Raw genomic sequence first — 14,003 nt, forward strand, 5'->3', positions numbered from 1 at the left:
TTCTTTCCGAGTTGCGATCACTTTCGCTGCTGCGGTGATGGGCACTATATTTAAGAGCCGACCTACCAGATTGCCGAAATGCGCGTCGAACAGTGGAATGGGATCAACCTCGGCAAATCCCACCCACGACTTCTGAAGATGCAAGAGTCTTCAGCGGGATGCTTTCGCCGGCTTGGCGGCCAACACCATGTTGTACGGGTTGCCGAACACAAATGCCTTCGAAGTACGCCAAATGATCCGTTCCAATTCCACGAATGTACGCATCTTTAGCCGGTACTTCCACAACAGCATGTGTTGAATGAAGTTCCAGGTGAGGCCCCAAGCCCAGAATGGTAGTCGCCGGTAACGGATCGGGTCAAAGCCGAGTCGGCGCATCTTGTAGACCAGGAGATTGGCGCCGACGAAATTGTAGCGCCAATTCTCGAAGAAGGCGGTGACGCTCAGGTAATCCTCCTTACGGCAACAATGATCCAGCGACCCCGGTGAGCGGATTAACAGACGTCCTCCCGGCTTGAGCATCCGCCAGCACTGCGCCAGCCAAGCGTCCAAGTCCTTGGTGTAGCCTATCGATTCGAGCGCGTAGATGGCGTCAAAACTTTCACTCGGGAGATCGAGGCTGTCGAAATCCGTGACGATCACCTGTCCACGCCCACCAAGTTTCGCGAATTTTCGCCTACATATCTCTGCTTGCGCGGGTGAATTGGTCACGCACACAATTTCGATATTGCGGCGGCTGGCGAGATATTCGGCCGCGGCGCCGGATCCGCACCCGAGATCCAGCAGCCGCATCCCGTCCTTCGGTTTCAGAAGAACGTAGTCGGCTTCGTAGGGGCGCGTGAATGCCGCTCGGGGGAACACGCATGTGCTATAGTTCGCTTGTTCGTCGCGATACGTGCCGAACACGTCGTCATATGTACGCTTCTCGTCATCGTGCTTGAGAAAGTCGTTTGGCTGCGGTGTCCACTCGACCAGCTGGCGCTGCTCGAACTGATTAAGCTGGTGGCCGATCTTGCTCGCGTCCTTCGGTCGAGTCACCAACAGAAAGAGTACATAATGAAGGAAGTTGTATGCGACGAATAGCGCGACGATGATCGCCGTTAGCAACGCAAATATCAGAATGATGTCCAAGCTTGCACCTGAGCCGCTGAAATCTTCTAAAAGCACTTGGCATTTCACCTCTGAAAATGCAACGCCGAAGCAGAATTGCGCATTGTTCCAAATGGCCGCCGCTTGGGACCGGTGACGCCTTCGATGCCGTTCGGCGTCGCCGCCGGATTGGCGAAGCTATCGCCCCGTGCTCGGCGGTGGCCGCGCGAAATTAGCAAAGTCACTCCACGAGCGCACGTGCTGGCGGCGCGTCGGGCGGGAGATCTGATGCAAGCACCTTAGCGTTGAAAGTCGTCCGCTTGTGCACGCCTTCACTGAATTCCTATGGGACAGTGATGCGGCAAGGGTAACTCCCCGGCATCGTTGCTCACCCGACGGTCAAAACTACCCAGGATACGGACGCGGCAAAGAGCGCTTGCGAACTGATGCCAAGCGGCCAACTAAGACTCCGCTTCGTGTGGGCCCATCTATGAAAACGTTGCAAGGTCGTCAGGGGCTGCTTCGGAACCACCCTGTGCACGACCTGTAGGGGATCGGGCACCATGCCTGCGAGGGCGCCGAGCACGATCACTCCAATCGTTGCCGGCGTCGCGAAAAGCCAAATTGCTATCAATAGACCGGCGCAAGCATCGCAGCCGATAAGAGCCAAATCGAGGAAAAGCTTCTGATCCGCTAGCAGGCGGCGATTGTTGGCGCGGGACTTTGACGTGATCGCACGAAGTGGATAATCCCAATGCGGGATCGCATCGATCGCAAAGTGGCTTGCGAAGGCGGCAACCGCAACGAGGACCGGATGCGACGGGAACAGGCAAGCGATGGCGCCGCCGACAACTGCGTGGGTGCTTAAGATCATATCGCCTCGGCTCGTCTGGCCGCACGGTCGGTGCAGCGGTCTCCCTTGCTCCATCGTTTCGCATCCAGCCGAGTTCGTCCAGCCTGTTCTGCTCAGCCCGCGCGAGCGCCTTCACCAGTTGCTCGGTTGTGGCACTGTCGACGATGGCGGGTGGAACTTGACGATAGCTCCAATTGGGCCGCGCGCCCTAGGGGATTTCTCGGGCCGAAGGCTAATTTGATGCGTCGTCCCAATGAAAAAACGCGCGCCGCCTATTTTCCGGACCGCTTTGCTCTTCTGAAATCCGGCGCGTTGGGGGTACTCCCTGGTTCACTCGCGCTAAGGAGCGGTAGGCTCGGCTATATTCTTGGCAAGTCGAGGTTGCCGAATCCGCATCCTGGATAGTTTTGACCGTCGGCTGGGGAATTAACGTGCGATAAGGGGAAGGCTGTGGATCACGACAAACTCAACGATCGCCTCACGTATCTGGAGGGGCAGGTCTCTCGGTTGCTAGTTGCCCTTTGCTGCGCGCTTAGCGTCATCCTCGTGCTTATCTTCTATCAGAGAGCGCCATTTTCTTTCGATCAGGATGTGGGTGACGCCGTCGTAAGAATGATCGGTGCGGTCGCGTCGTCTGTCGTAGTGGGCTGGCCAATCGTGAGATGGGTCGTAGGCAAAAAGTCAGAATAACCGCTTGCCCGTCCGCACTACCATGACTTGTCCAGCCCGTCCTGCTCAGCCCGCGAGCGCCTTCGCCTCTTCCTTGGCCGTGGTGCTATCAACCAGCTCGGGGCGCGTGCGGCGGCTAGGGAGGTCGTCCCAATAGATTTTTGGCGAGCTTTCCGCAACCCGAGCGCCAACGCAAGCGCCCAGCTTTACGCGAGGCCGCCGCGGGAGCATATTGTCCGCACGGAGGAGAATTTCTTAACCCTTTGAGGTAGGGAGATCCGGCGATGCGCAGGCTCGCACCCACCGTGGCCGTGTTGGCGACGTTCACTGTGTTGTTCGCAGCAGATTGCGCAAATGCTCTTCCGTTAGGCGGTTGCCGCCCTCCACCGTGGTATCGAGGCTGGCAGACGTCCCTTCCGTATTTGTGCGCGGATTATTGGTGGTGGCCGAGATACTACTATCTCGGCATGGGGACGCACTATCGCCACTATCATCGTCGGTGAGTCTTCCCGCTGTGAGCGCGTTGCGATCTGACTCATATGGAGCAGAGGCCTTCTGACAGGGTCATGATGCTGAGCAAGCCGGTGCGCGACCGAGACCGGACTCATTTGAAGTTCGTCGCGACCCAGTCCTGTCTGGTCTGCGGTCGCTGCCCCTGCGACGCCCACCACATCAAGTTCGCGGACAACTGGACGGCGGGCCGAAAGGTAGCCGACCGCTTCCCCGTACCGCTTTGCCGGCTGCACCACCGCGAGCTGCACCGGCGCGGGCATGAGCGCGCCTGGTGGCAAAAGACCGGCATCGAGCCCCTGCCCATCGCCAAGGCGCTCTGGGACAGGACCCATGCGCCCGCCCCTGCAGAGCTCGGAAAAGACATCCCGTCTCTGGCAGCTGACCGCACGGCTTGTAGGCCGTTAGGTCGCAATGAGATCAGAATGAATCGTCATCGCGCTTCCGAATGATCTTTTCGGAAAACCGTTTCGCCCTTTTCCGGATCATGCTTGAGCGCGCGTGTTCGGATGCACGTCGCTGATATCCTCGACCGCCACCTGGGCCAAGACTCACCCCGCCCTAAGGCGCGGCTTCCAGCGCCAATTGAAACATCGATAAAATCAGGCGAGTCCGCCCCCAATTTAAGGCTGATTGTTCGGCGGCCTCTCGATGAACCGCCGGCTGCCATTGAGAAGCTCGATGTTGTTGGCGATCACCGGGTTACCCGGATCGAGCGAATAGGCCTGCTCAAATTTTCGCCGCGCCGCGCTCAGATTGCCTCGCAGCATGTACGAATATCCCTGATCGTTCAGGACCTGAACGGTCACACCGCCCAGGCGAATCGCTTGCGCGTAGGCCTGATCGGCGAGATCAAAGCGGCGCAGCCGATCGTAGCTCGCCGCGAGCCCGATCCAGGCGGTGACGTCCTTCGGAGCCTTTTCGACCGCCTCCTTGAAATAGCGCTGGGACAGACCGAAATTGCCGCGATTGTAGTGCTCCAACCCCATCCGAACAGGTTCATCTGAAGGATAATATTTGACGTCGGTCGGCTCCTGCACAGGGTCTGGACCGGCTGGAGCGCCGGGCGCAACGACAGCAGCGTCACGCACCGTATATTCTTGCACCGTATCGCAAGCCGCCAATGCTGTGGCCAGTAAGGCGCTAGCCAGCCAAAAAAGAAGGCGCCGCATAGCCACTAATCCCTGCCCCAGCTATTACTGTTCAAAATATCATTTCCACGCTAACATAAGTGGGGTTAGAGACGTGTTACCGGCAAGCCACGCGTCGAACTAAAAGACGCCCTTGAACTACCTGCCCGGGAAGACCTAGCGTCAAGCGCAACTAACGTCGCGATAAGACTTGCTACTACCGGTAGCAGCATAATTTCATTGAGGTCGGGCGCCTACTGCGGGTATGCCGTTCCCCAAGCTGACGCTACCACCTGCGTCGACGGCTGCTGCCGTTGCGCCCGCAGCTCCCATTGGAAGGTGCCCCCCACCTGGCGCATCCCCACCGAACGCCGGTAACGGATCACGCGGTTGGTTACCGAGACGATAACGCGTTATGGCGCCATTGGTCTTCGCCGCCTGAGAAACGATCCGGCGGTCGCCCACGTACTTCGGCCAGGGATGGATCGTGTGGGTCACGGCATTGACCTGCTTCGCGTCCCCGGCACTTAAGGTGATGGTATCCGAACGCTGGAAATAACGGTCCATTTCGTCATTGCCGGCCAAGCCGTTACAAGCCCCGAGCGTAAAGAACGCGAGCAACGCCGTGCATGTCATATCGGTCGTCCTTCAGTTGAGGGTCTTGACAACGGGCTGGTCGGTCGCAATCGCCGGCGCGGACAGGCGCACATCGGGGGCGATGATGTGTCCGTAGGGTCCTTTGATGTCACCACCGGAATTGACGTAGTCATTGTAGCGCTTTTTCACTTCCATCTGGCCGTTGAGGAAGAAGTCGACATCGTTTGCAGGCAGGCGGGAGTCCAGCGGCGACGCCAATTGCTGTCCAGGTGCCGCCGGCGCGACCAGACGTGGCGTCACGATGACCACCAGATCCGTCTCTTTCTGCTGATACGATGCGCTTCGGAACAACGCACCGAGGACTGGCACCGAGCCGATCCAGGGCAATTGCTGAACATCCTGTGCGTTGCGGGTCTGGAGCAGGCCGGCAATTGCAAAGCTCTGGCCGTCTCGCAATTCAACCGTGGTCCGAGCGTTGCGGCTGCTTAATGCTGGAACTGTCGTCCCCTGGATTGTCACTGCATTGGTGAAATCGAGCTCACTAACCGACGGCTCAACCCGAAGGTTGATTACGCCGCGCGAGAGAACGGTGGGTACGAAGCCCAACTCGACACCGAACTTCTTGAATTCGATGGTGACGGTGGGAAAACCGTTCGTGGTGTTGGCGGCCACCGGCACCGGAAATTCGCCACCCGCCAGGAAGCGCGCTGAATCGCCCGACAATGCCATCAGGTTGGGCTCGGCCAAGCTACGCACCAACCCTTTGGTCTCCAACGCTTGCAGCAACAGATCGACCGAAGTGCCATTACTCGTTCTCAGCACATTCGTTAGAAGGTTACCGAACGGGAGTGCGCCACCCACGAGCCCCGACGCGAGCCCTGACGCGGTGCCTAGAAGAGGAACACCTTGAGGGGTGCGCGCTGCCAGTGGCGCGCCGGCAGTTCCACTATTTCCAACCTGCGTGAGGTTGCCATTGCCGGCATAGAGGTTCACGCCCAGTTCGCGGCCAGCGGACCTCGCGACCTCAAGGAAGCGCACTTCCAGCATGACTTGCTGCGGCGCAGCCACGTTCATGGCGTTGACCACGACGCCGCCTTTCGGGACGGTGCCGGTGGCAATCGCCATGGCTTTCTCGGCGGCAACCGCATCCGCGGCCGTTCCGCTCAACACCACCTGGCCCTCCGCGGCGGAAACGCGAATGCCCCGCGTGCCGGTACTGGACTGAATGCTCTGCTGCAGATTGCTAGTATCGATCGTCACCTCGACATCGAGGATCCCGATCTGCTTCATCGAGTTATCGAACAGGATGACGTTGGTGGTACCGGTCTGCTTGCCCTGGACGTAGATCACGTGATCGCTCAGCGACCTCACCTCGGCGATTTCGGGCGAACCCGACACAATCGTCGAAAACGCTGTTTCGACCCTAAAGGTGCGTGACTTGTTGACGATGACCTTGACGCGTTGGACGTCGCCCATCTCGCTGACGAAGACGCCGCCGGAGGAGTTCTGCCGGTCTACCGCCCCCGCGCCATTCGCTGCGCCAAATGCGCCAAGCACAGCGCCAAGCACGATCACGCTCAAAGCGGAAAACCGCCCATCTTCATTGCTGGCAATGCGTCGGCCGCTCATTCCAACCCCCTTCGCCGGCAATCCAGCGCCTATCCCCACAAATGGGCGCCCTGCGCTAAAAACTCGCCTCGGCGCACGTCATAGAGCCTACAATCGGTTCCGTGATAAATCGTTACCGTCGTATTTCCATTTCCTGACGGGCACACACAAATCCCGGTAGGCGGAGCACACTCGCCTGTCGCCTACTCCGCGAAATCATCATCCGGGGTTATGGCTCGTTTGCAAGAAGCGAACTGCACCAGGCAGTCCCAACCCGAGAGAAAATTGCCCAATGTTGCCAACGAGCACCACTGTAGGCTCCGAGATGATAGGCAGCTTGGTGAGGGCGCAACCGGCGGCACCCGACCAACCAGCCGCGAAGCCCCTCCTGCCCCCTCCGCCTGGCAGCCTCCGCCGGCGGGGAAAATCTGTTCAGACAACAGGGGCCAGGCCAGGACGATTGCCTGGGAGCTGCTAGAACGGGACTGAGGTGGACGCGCTCGGCGCGTTGAACGCCGTGCCCCATACCGGCATGATCATGGTGAAATTTGGTTGAGAGGCCGTAACAGTCAGCGCAGTGGCCCCCGCAGCCGGCGCCGGTATGTTCAGCGTCGGCGGACCGCCGGTGTTGTACAGCAACGGGGCAACGGCTTGCTTGTCCGCGGCGGCCGGCAGGGGGTCGCCGGTACAGCTCGAGGGCGATGTGTTGCTCGCCGACCATGGCGACGAAGGAGTTGTTCCTATTACGGTGGGCGTGTAGCAATTGATCATCATGAACCGGGCGCCAGCATTCGCAAGCGCCCGCAATGACTGAACCGTGATTGCGTAACGTCCCAAATCGAAAATTGCGAACATCAACATGAACAAAGGCAGAGCGACGAGGCAAAACTCCAGCGCCGCGACGCCTCGTTGATCGAGCTTTCTCATCACTGCACCAAAGCTACAAACTGGCTCTTAGGTACTATGTTCTGCGGGCATCCCGAGTTATTCAAGTAGTTTGACGAGCCGGAGAACTGGATGGATGCGGCGATGACCTCGGTGCAGGTGCTACTGGCGGAGGTTGAATTGCCCTGAAAGTTGAGGGGATTTGCGTTGGGGAGGTAAAACACACCACTACCAGCAAAGGTGGAGTTGCCAGTAACCTTCGGTGACGGTTCAGGATCAAAGATCGCTAGATCCGCGAGAAGATTAGCGACAGATCCAAGCTGACTAGGAAGCGCGGATGCGGACGGCGCTGTCGTTGGTGCAGTGACGTTAAATGTACTACCGCCAGCCATCTTGAGGGCTTGTTGTTGTACTCCTTTTTTATCAAAGACCGGAAGCACAATAATCGTCGCCGACACGCCCGCCGCGGTCGTAAGTGAACCGTTGCCACCCAGCGTCAGCCCTCCAGAGAAAAAGTAGACACCACTGACAGTTATAGAGGTGGCGCTATTCAATGTTTGATTATCGTTGGCACACGGTGTGCTGGCAGTATAAGGCGTCAATCCGCCGCTGCACGCTGGCAGTGTCAAAGTGCTCGGGCTGGTCAGCGCGTTTGTGAGGGCAGTGAACGGATTCGTTACCGGCGGAGCATAAGTGATCACTGGTGGCGTGTGAGAGCTACAACTGGATCCGCTGCAGCTCCCAGACGTCGATAGCCCACCAAGAGTGAATGGGCTGGGTGTATGTGAGAGGTCAATACCGATTTGCGAGGCGGGGGGCGCGGGGACGTTTGATGCGAATGTACAGTTTGGGGCGCTGACCGCGACTCCGTTATCGTGGAACGAAATAGATCCATTCAACGCCAAAGCGCATGGAAGCTTGTTTGGTGTGAGAATACTCGCGACAGCTTGTGCGGTGATCGTTACAGTCTTCGTCGTGCCGTTGCAACTCGCAGTGTAAACCAACAACGACAAATTCTGGGGTTGGCACTGACTGACCACAGCTTGAACTGCATTCGGAGAGGCGCCACCGGCGCTAAAAGACCCGGCGCTATACGTACCAGGGGTCAACGTTACATTTGATGACGAGAAGCCATTCAGTGTGCCGAAATTAGGCTGTGTGTCACCGTTCACGATTTGCAGCGCAGCGGCCACTGCGGCACTATCAGCCGTATTCTGCTCGTGTTTCTTGATGACGTACCACGATCCCGCCTCGGCCCCAAGTGCGACCACTCCTATCACTGGCACGAGCGCGATAACGGTTGCGAGGGAGACGGAGCCACCACGACAGCGAAGCAGGTTACGCACGACGTCCTCCTACTGGAATGGTTGTGAGTACGTCACCGTGCAGGTGCTGCACAACACTGATCTAAGCACCAGCGGTGCCAAGGTAAAACTTATCGTGAAGGTGTAATACTTCGGCACGGTGGCGCTGGAAGCGCACGGCGCCAGTGCCGCGGGGTTACCGCAGTAAACCTGCGCACTAACCGAATAACCATCGACTGTCGAGGGAAGCGAGGATTGCCAGCTGGCAATGCTACTCGAACTGGTAACGTCGCCCGGTGGTGAAAATGCGGTGCGCTGTCCCATATCACGCAACGCCTGATGTGCGGCGTTGAACCTAAAGCCGGCGACAGCCAAGTCGGCAAGCGGCACAAGCAGGAAAAGCATCATGAAAAGGGAAACGATCGTCATCTCCAACGAGGCGGCGCCGCGCTGATCCGAGACCAGGCCCGTGGCGGTCGCTTTGTCGTTTCCGGCCAAAACCGTGCTTTCAGCCATAGTATTACCCTCGGCGTTAACCTGCCCCTTAAAACATTTGGCTCTGAACACCTTGCTGCACCATAGCACCCTTAAATTGCGTTCTGCTTTAGCGACTCCGAATGGAGCATTCCAACCTGCCATCATCATTTGCTTATGAAAGAATTTCTGGATCACAAGCCTTCCTCGAAGGAGCGGACCAAAGAGCGGATCGTTAGTTAAGACCAGTGGTTCAATAAGATAACCTGGCTTATGGCCTTACTTCCCTACGTTAGTGAACGTCGCTATGAGGCGCAGATACGGACTTCCGCCCAAGATGACGAACATGGCTGGAAGCATGAACAACACCATCGGAGCCGTCAGCTTGGCGCCCAGCTTGTGTGCTCTTTCTTCCAGCTTGGTGATACGTTCTCGCCGCAGGTCGACCGCGACACTGCGCAGAGCCTGGCTCAACGGCGTTCCGTATTGCAGGCTCTGGCTGACAATGGTGCCGAATCGGCGAAGTCCCTCTGATGTAGATCCGAATTTCTCGAACGCCTCGCTGCGGTTTGGCAAGACCCTGAGGTTATCAAGAAGATCGTATAGCACCCCGGCCGTCGCAGGATTCGTCTCGTTCATTTCTTCCGCAACGCGTTGCACCGCGCTCTCCAGCCCCATTCCTGCTTCGGTGCATACAACCAGCAAATCGATAGCGTCCGGCGTGCCGAGCCGAATGGCCGCATCAAAGCGCCGTTTCAGCAGCAACAGGATCAATCGCGGCCCCATGATTCCGATCACCCCGCCAACGAGGGTGAAGATCAACACATCGGTCAGTGGCTTCCCCAAAAGCTGCGCAACAATAAGCGCACCGATCGGAAACAAGCACATGCTGACAGTTTTGACACCGATCCAGATTGGCAAGACTCGAAAATGATTGAAGCCGGATGATTGAAGGATCGTTCGCAGTTGTTCCAGATTTTCCGGAGCGTAGAAGCGCTGATACTTCGCGCCGAGCGATGAAAACAAACCGGTCATGTTCTGGATGGGGGCTGATTTGCCAGAAACACCGATCACGGCGTTCGACACCCTCGTGTTCAATGCACGCAGATGGATTTCGCGGATGATCAACACCGCGGCCGCAGCCGCAACTGCTATGGCGGAGGCCGCCAAACCGAGAACAACACTCATAGTGCCGTATCCCTTCTGATCATCCAACGTATCACAAAGTGCCCGGCAAGCACCGAGCATACCGCATACGCCAGCAGTTTGTTTCCGGTCGGATCCGTGAACAGCAGAGAAATCGATTCCGGACTGATCCAGTAGAATATCCCACCTACAATGACGGGCATGCATGAAAGGGCTCGTGAAGAAAAGATCACCTCGGCTGCCAGCGCCTTGGCGCGAGCAGCCAGCGCAACGCGCTGACTCACGGTGTCTCCCAGAGTCTGCAAGGTTTCAGCCAAACTGCCACCAGACTTCATCTGGACTGCCAGTGTCACCGCGAACATCGCATACTCTGCCACTTGCGTTCGCCGATAGACCGCCTCTACAGCTTCCTCGGGAGGCCTCCCCAGACTCAATTCGCTGCATACGATCGCAAACTGTCCAGCCGTTGGTTGCGGCATCTCGCGGGAGATGGTGCGAAATGCTTCGTTCACAGGGAGCCCGGATCTAACAGTACTTGCCACTATCTGGATCGCATCAGGTAGCTGTCGAAAAAGTTGATCGGCGACGCGACGTTGCTGCCACCCAAACAGACCGCGTACCACCATGATGGCCACAATTGCCGCCGCCAGATATGCGTAGAGGGTGGTGAAATCCAGCAGGCTAGTAACATAAAGGACTGCCGCTGCTGCGATGACGCCGGCAAGGAGCGGATACGCAGGGTGCCAAAGGTAATTTGTCTCTGCGTTATAATTGACCAAGCGGTGGAACAACCGCTGTCGGGATCCGGCCTGTAGCCGACGGATGGAGGGCCGGCTCGCCGAATGTGAGGTTGGTAGAGCTATCGCTACCTGACGAACGATGCGGCTCTCTCGACCGTCGAGCCACAACGACACGACCGCTGCGCAGATCAGGAGCGCCAGGACAATGATGATCAAAACTGGCAGCATTACAGTTGCCTCATAGCCTCAGCCCAAGCTCGATCAAGCCCATAATAGGCAAGCCGGCTCTTGAATTTTGGGATTGAATGGGTGGACCGGTAGGCGCCCAAGATCCGCCCGTGAACATCATCCTCTTGGTACTCGAACGCCGCGATGTCATTGGTGGTGATCACGTCGGTTTCCAGGCCGGTCACCTCGCTGATTTGGACGATGCGGCGCTGTCCATCTCGCATGCGTTCCACTTGCACGATGACATCCAACGCCGCAACGATCTGAGCTCGAATCGCCCGCAGCGGCAGATTTGGCTGCCCCATCTGCACCATGTTTTCAATACGGGTCAGTGCGTCGCGGGCGCTGTTAGCGTGCACCGTCGAGATCGAACCATCATGGCCGGTGTTCATCGCTTGCAGCATGTCAAATGCTTCAGCGCCGCGCACTTCGCCTACGACGATCCGGTCAGGACGCATCCGCAGGGCATTCCACACCAGATCGCGTTGTGTCACCTGCCCGGTGCCCTCGAGGCTAGGAGGCCGGGTCTCCAGGCTGATCACATGCGGCTGTTGCAGCTGCAACTCTGCGGCATCCTCGATGGTGACAATGCGCTCACTGTGATCAATGTGTTGGCTCAGGGCGTTCAACAGTGTCGTCTTGCCAGAACCGGTACCGCCAGAGACCAGAACATTGAGCCGAGATCGGGCGGCAATCTCCAGCAATTGTCTCATGGCTGCGGTCATTGTGCCGTTTTCGACCATTCCGGCCAAATTCAAACGGCGACTTGGAAATTTTCGGATCGAAATGCAGGGACTATGGATCGCTAGCGGCGGGAAGATGATGTTGACTCGGCTGCCGTCCGGCAAGCGGCAATCCACCATCGGGCTGGACTCGTCAACCCGCCGTCCAACTCGGGCCGCGATCTTCTGCGCCACCGACGCGATGTGCTCATTGTCGCGGAATCGCAGCGCGACCCGTTCCAGCTTGCCGTATCGCTCGACATAAACGTTACTTGGTCCGTTGACCATGATATCGTTGATCGATTCATCCATCAGGAGCGAACGCAGCGGCCCGTAGCCGGTCATGTCGTCCGCAATCTCGTCCGCTAGCTGAAACTGCTCACGGCCGGACAGTTCGAGCCGTTCCTGGTTGGCGATTCCATGGATGATTTCCTCGATCTGCCGCCGAAGAACATCGCGGGAAACAGTCGCGGCCACCGATGGCTCAATCTGCTCAATGACCCTTTCGCGCAGCGAAGCCGGCATGTCAGCTCGTTCGTGCGGCGAAGCCGGCATAGCGCCTCGTTCGTGCGGTGAAACTTGCATCACGGGCTGGTCGGTCGAAGGTTCGTCGCGGTTTGGCGTCAACGTGGGCAAGCCGGTTGGCGTGCCGTCCCTTTCCACAGATGCAGGAAAACGGGTTGGCGCGCCGTCGCGTTCGCGCGTGCCGAATTTTTTCGTCACCGGAACAGCCTCCTGAACCATCCCTGCCGCACGATGCCGACACCAGTGATCTCCCGGACAATGGGCGCGAGGTGACGGCGCAGTTTTCGTACGTGCTTCAAAGCTGGAATTCCCAGATTGACAGCTTGGGTCATCCCTTTGCCGAGATCGGGAATCACCATGTCCGGATCTGCGCCTAAGGCCTTGACAACCATTGCCCTGGGAAGGCCCCCCGGACGACCGGCACGATTGAGCAAAGTAAAAACACGGTCTTTACCGGCGATGCTGGTGACGGCAGCGCGGAGAGCATGCGCATTGCGAAGTCCGGTCACTTCAGCCTCCAGCAGCACCAGCACTTGGCGAGACAGCATGATCACCGGATGGATGGATGGCGGAAACGGCACTGGTACATCGACGACGATGTAGTTGAACCGTTGACGGAGCAGACCCAGTACGTGTCTCACTCCCGCTTCAGTGATGTCCAGCTGTGCATCCAAATCCTCATCGGCGGAAATCAAACAAACACGCTCGTTGATATCAATGGCCGCGCGTTCGAGGAACAGTGTGTCCGCCCGCATTGGATTTTCCAAAGCGATGCGCAGCCCTGGCCCAGGCCGAACCCCCAACATCACCGCCGTTTCGCCGTTCTGTAAATGAAGGTCGAGCAGCGCGACCTTGGCCTTCGTGGTCTCGGCCAGTTGCAGTGCGAGATTGATAGCAATACTCGTTGCCCCGGCGCCCCCTTGCGCGCCGCAGATCGAGATCACATGCCCACCACGATCGGTTGCGGCGGGCGCCGTGTCGCCAAGCAGCTTCGGACGTAGCTGGTGCAACACCATATCGCGCGTGAGCGGCGTCGGAAGGTACTCGGTCAAGCCGATTTCCATCAGCTCGCGGTAGAAGATGATCTCTCTGCTCTCACCGATCAGGGCCACCAGGACATCAGGTGGGCAGACGGCGGACAACCTTTGCAGCTCGGTGAAGGGATCATCGATGCCGCTGATGTCCGCCACCAGCGCGAATAGTTCGGTGTCGGTCTCGAGCATCCGTATGGCGTTGCGAATGGTGCCACGCCTGATCGACAGGTTGCTGCCTTCGAGCCCTTTGCGCAAAGCTGCTGCGCTCAGCTCGTCGTTTACGAAACAGACAATTCGGTCGCGCGTTGCGACAGATGGAGCTTCATCAAGCGGGTTGACTATAGCCATGTTAACGCTCATCGCCGTTTCTCCTGCGGCTTGACCGCCTCAGCCTCATCTGCTGCATGAACCACCACCTTTTCACTCTCGCGGGCAACCTTCGGCAAGTCGCCACAGCCTGTGGTTGAATCTTGTTTCCTGACTGAGTATTCC

12 protein-coding genes and 1 pseudogene are annotated in these 14,003 nt (G+C 58.1%); 1 reads left to right on the forward strand and 12 read right to left on the reverse strand.

The window, feature by feature from the left end:
- Window positions 1–150: 150 nt before the first annotated feature.
- Window positions 151–1,128, reverse strand: a complete 978-nt coding sequence (locus SO156_RS40615) for an SAM-dependent methyltransferase (protein ID WP_498538713.1) — start codon at window positions 1,126–1,128, stop codon at window positions 151–153.
- Between the two features lie 346 nt (window positions 1,129–1,474).
- Complete coding sequence (locus SO156_RS40620; protein WP_498538714.1) at window positions 1,475–1,960, reverse strand: hypothetical protein; 486 nt, start codon at window positions 1,958–1,960, stop codon at window positions 1,475–1,477.
- 1,187 nt (window positions 1,961–3,147) lie between these two features.
- Here SO156_RS40620 and SO156_RS40625 point away from each other — a divergent pair.
- The gene (locus tag SO156_RS40625; protein WP_498538715.1) at window positions 3,148–3,570 is read left to right on the forward strand and encodes a DUF968 domain-containing protein; all 423 of its coding nucleotides are present in this window, start codon (window positions 3,148–3,150) and stop codon (window positions 3,568–3,570) included.
- 171 nt (window positions 3,571–3,741) lie between these two features.
- Here the strand turns inward: SO156_RS40625 and SO156_RS40630 are convergent, their stop codons facing one another.
- The 10 genes and pseudogenes from SO156_RS40630 to SO156_RS40675 form a co-directional block, all read right to left on the reverse strand.
- The gene (locus SO156_RS40630) at window positions 3,742–4,290 is read right to left on the reverse strand and encodes a tetratricopeptide repeat protein (RefSeq protein WP_498538716.1); all 549 of its coding nucleotides are present in this window, start codon (window positions 4,288–4,290) and stop codon (window positions 3,742–3,744) included.
- A gap of 606 nt (window positions 4,291–4,896) precedes the next feature.
- Entirely contained in the window at window positions 4,897–6,474 is a 1,578-nt protein-coding gene (locus SO156_RS40635) for a type II and III secretion system protein family protein (RefSeq protein WP_498538717.1), read from the reverse strand.
- 453 nt (window positions 6,475–6,927) lie between these two features.
- The gene (locus SO156_RS40640) at window positions 6,928–7,380 is read right to left on the reverse strand and encodes a TadE/TadG family type IV pilus assembly protein (protein ID WP_498538718.1); all 453 of its coding nucleotides are present in this window, start codon (window positions 7,378–7,380) and stop codon (window positions 6,928–6,930) included.
- Window positions 7,380–7,940 (reverse strand): hypothetical protein, encoded by a 561-nt coding sequence (locus tag SO156_RS40645; protein WP_498538725.1) that lies wholly within the window; start codon window positions 7,938–7,940, stop codon window positions 7,380–7,382. The genes SO156_RS40640 and SO156_RS40645 overlap by 1 nt, the downstream gene beginning before the upstream one ends.
- A gap of 591 nt (window positions 7,941–8,531) precedes the next feature.
- Window positions 8,532–8,684 (reverse strand): annotated as a pseudogene (locus SO156_RS40650) (pilus assembly protein TadG-related protein); the annotation flags it as partial.
- Between the two features lie 9 nt (window positions 8,685–8,693).
- A complete protein-coding gene (locus SO156_RS40655) occupies window positions 8,694–9,314 on the reverse strand; it encodes a hypothetical protein (RefSeq protein WP_498538719.1) in 621 nt (206 codons plus the stop codon).
- An 81-nt stretch (window positions 9,315–9,395) separates the two neighbouring features.
- The gene (locus SO156_RS40660) at window positions 9,396–10,304 is read right to left on the reverse strand and encodes a type II secretion system F family protein (protein ID WP_498538720.1); all 909 of its coding nucleotides are present in this window, start codon (window positions 10,302–10,304) and stop codon (window positions 9,396–9,398) included.
- Window positions 10,301–11,230, reverse strand: coding sequence for a type II secretion system F family protein (locus tag SO156_RS40665; RefSeq protein WP_498538721.1), 930 nt, complete (start codon window positions 11,228–11,230; stop codon window positions 10,301–10,303). The genes SO156_RS40660 and SO156_RS40665 overlap by 4 nt, the downstream gene beginning before the upstream one ends.
- Entirely contained in the window at window positions 11,230–12,537 is a 1,308-nt protein-coding gene (locus tag SO156_RS40670; protein WP_498538724.1) for a TadA family conjugal transfer-associated ATPase, read from the reverse strand. Before SO156_RS40670 ends, SO156_RS40665 begins: the two co-directional genes overlap by 1 nt.
- A 134-nt stretch (window positions 12,538–12,671) precedes the next feature.
- Entirely contained in the window at window positions 12,672–13,871 is a 1,200-nt protein-coding gene (locus SO156_RS40675) for a CpaE/TadZ family protein (RefSeq protein WP_498538722.1), read from the reverse strand.
- Window positions 13,872–14,003: the final 132 nt, after the last annotated feature.

The organism is Bradyrhizobium sp. UFLA05-125 (assembly GCF_059803515.1).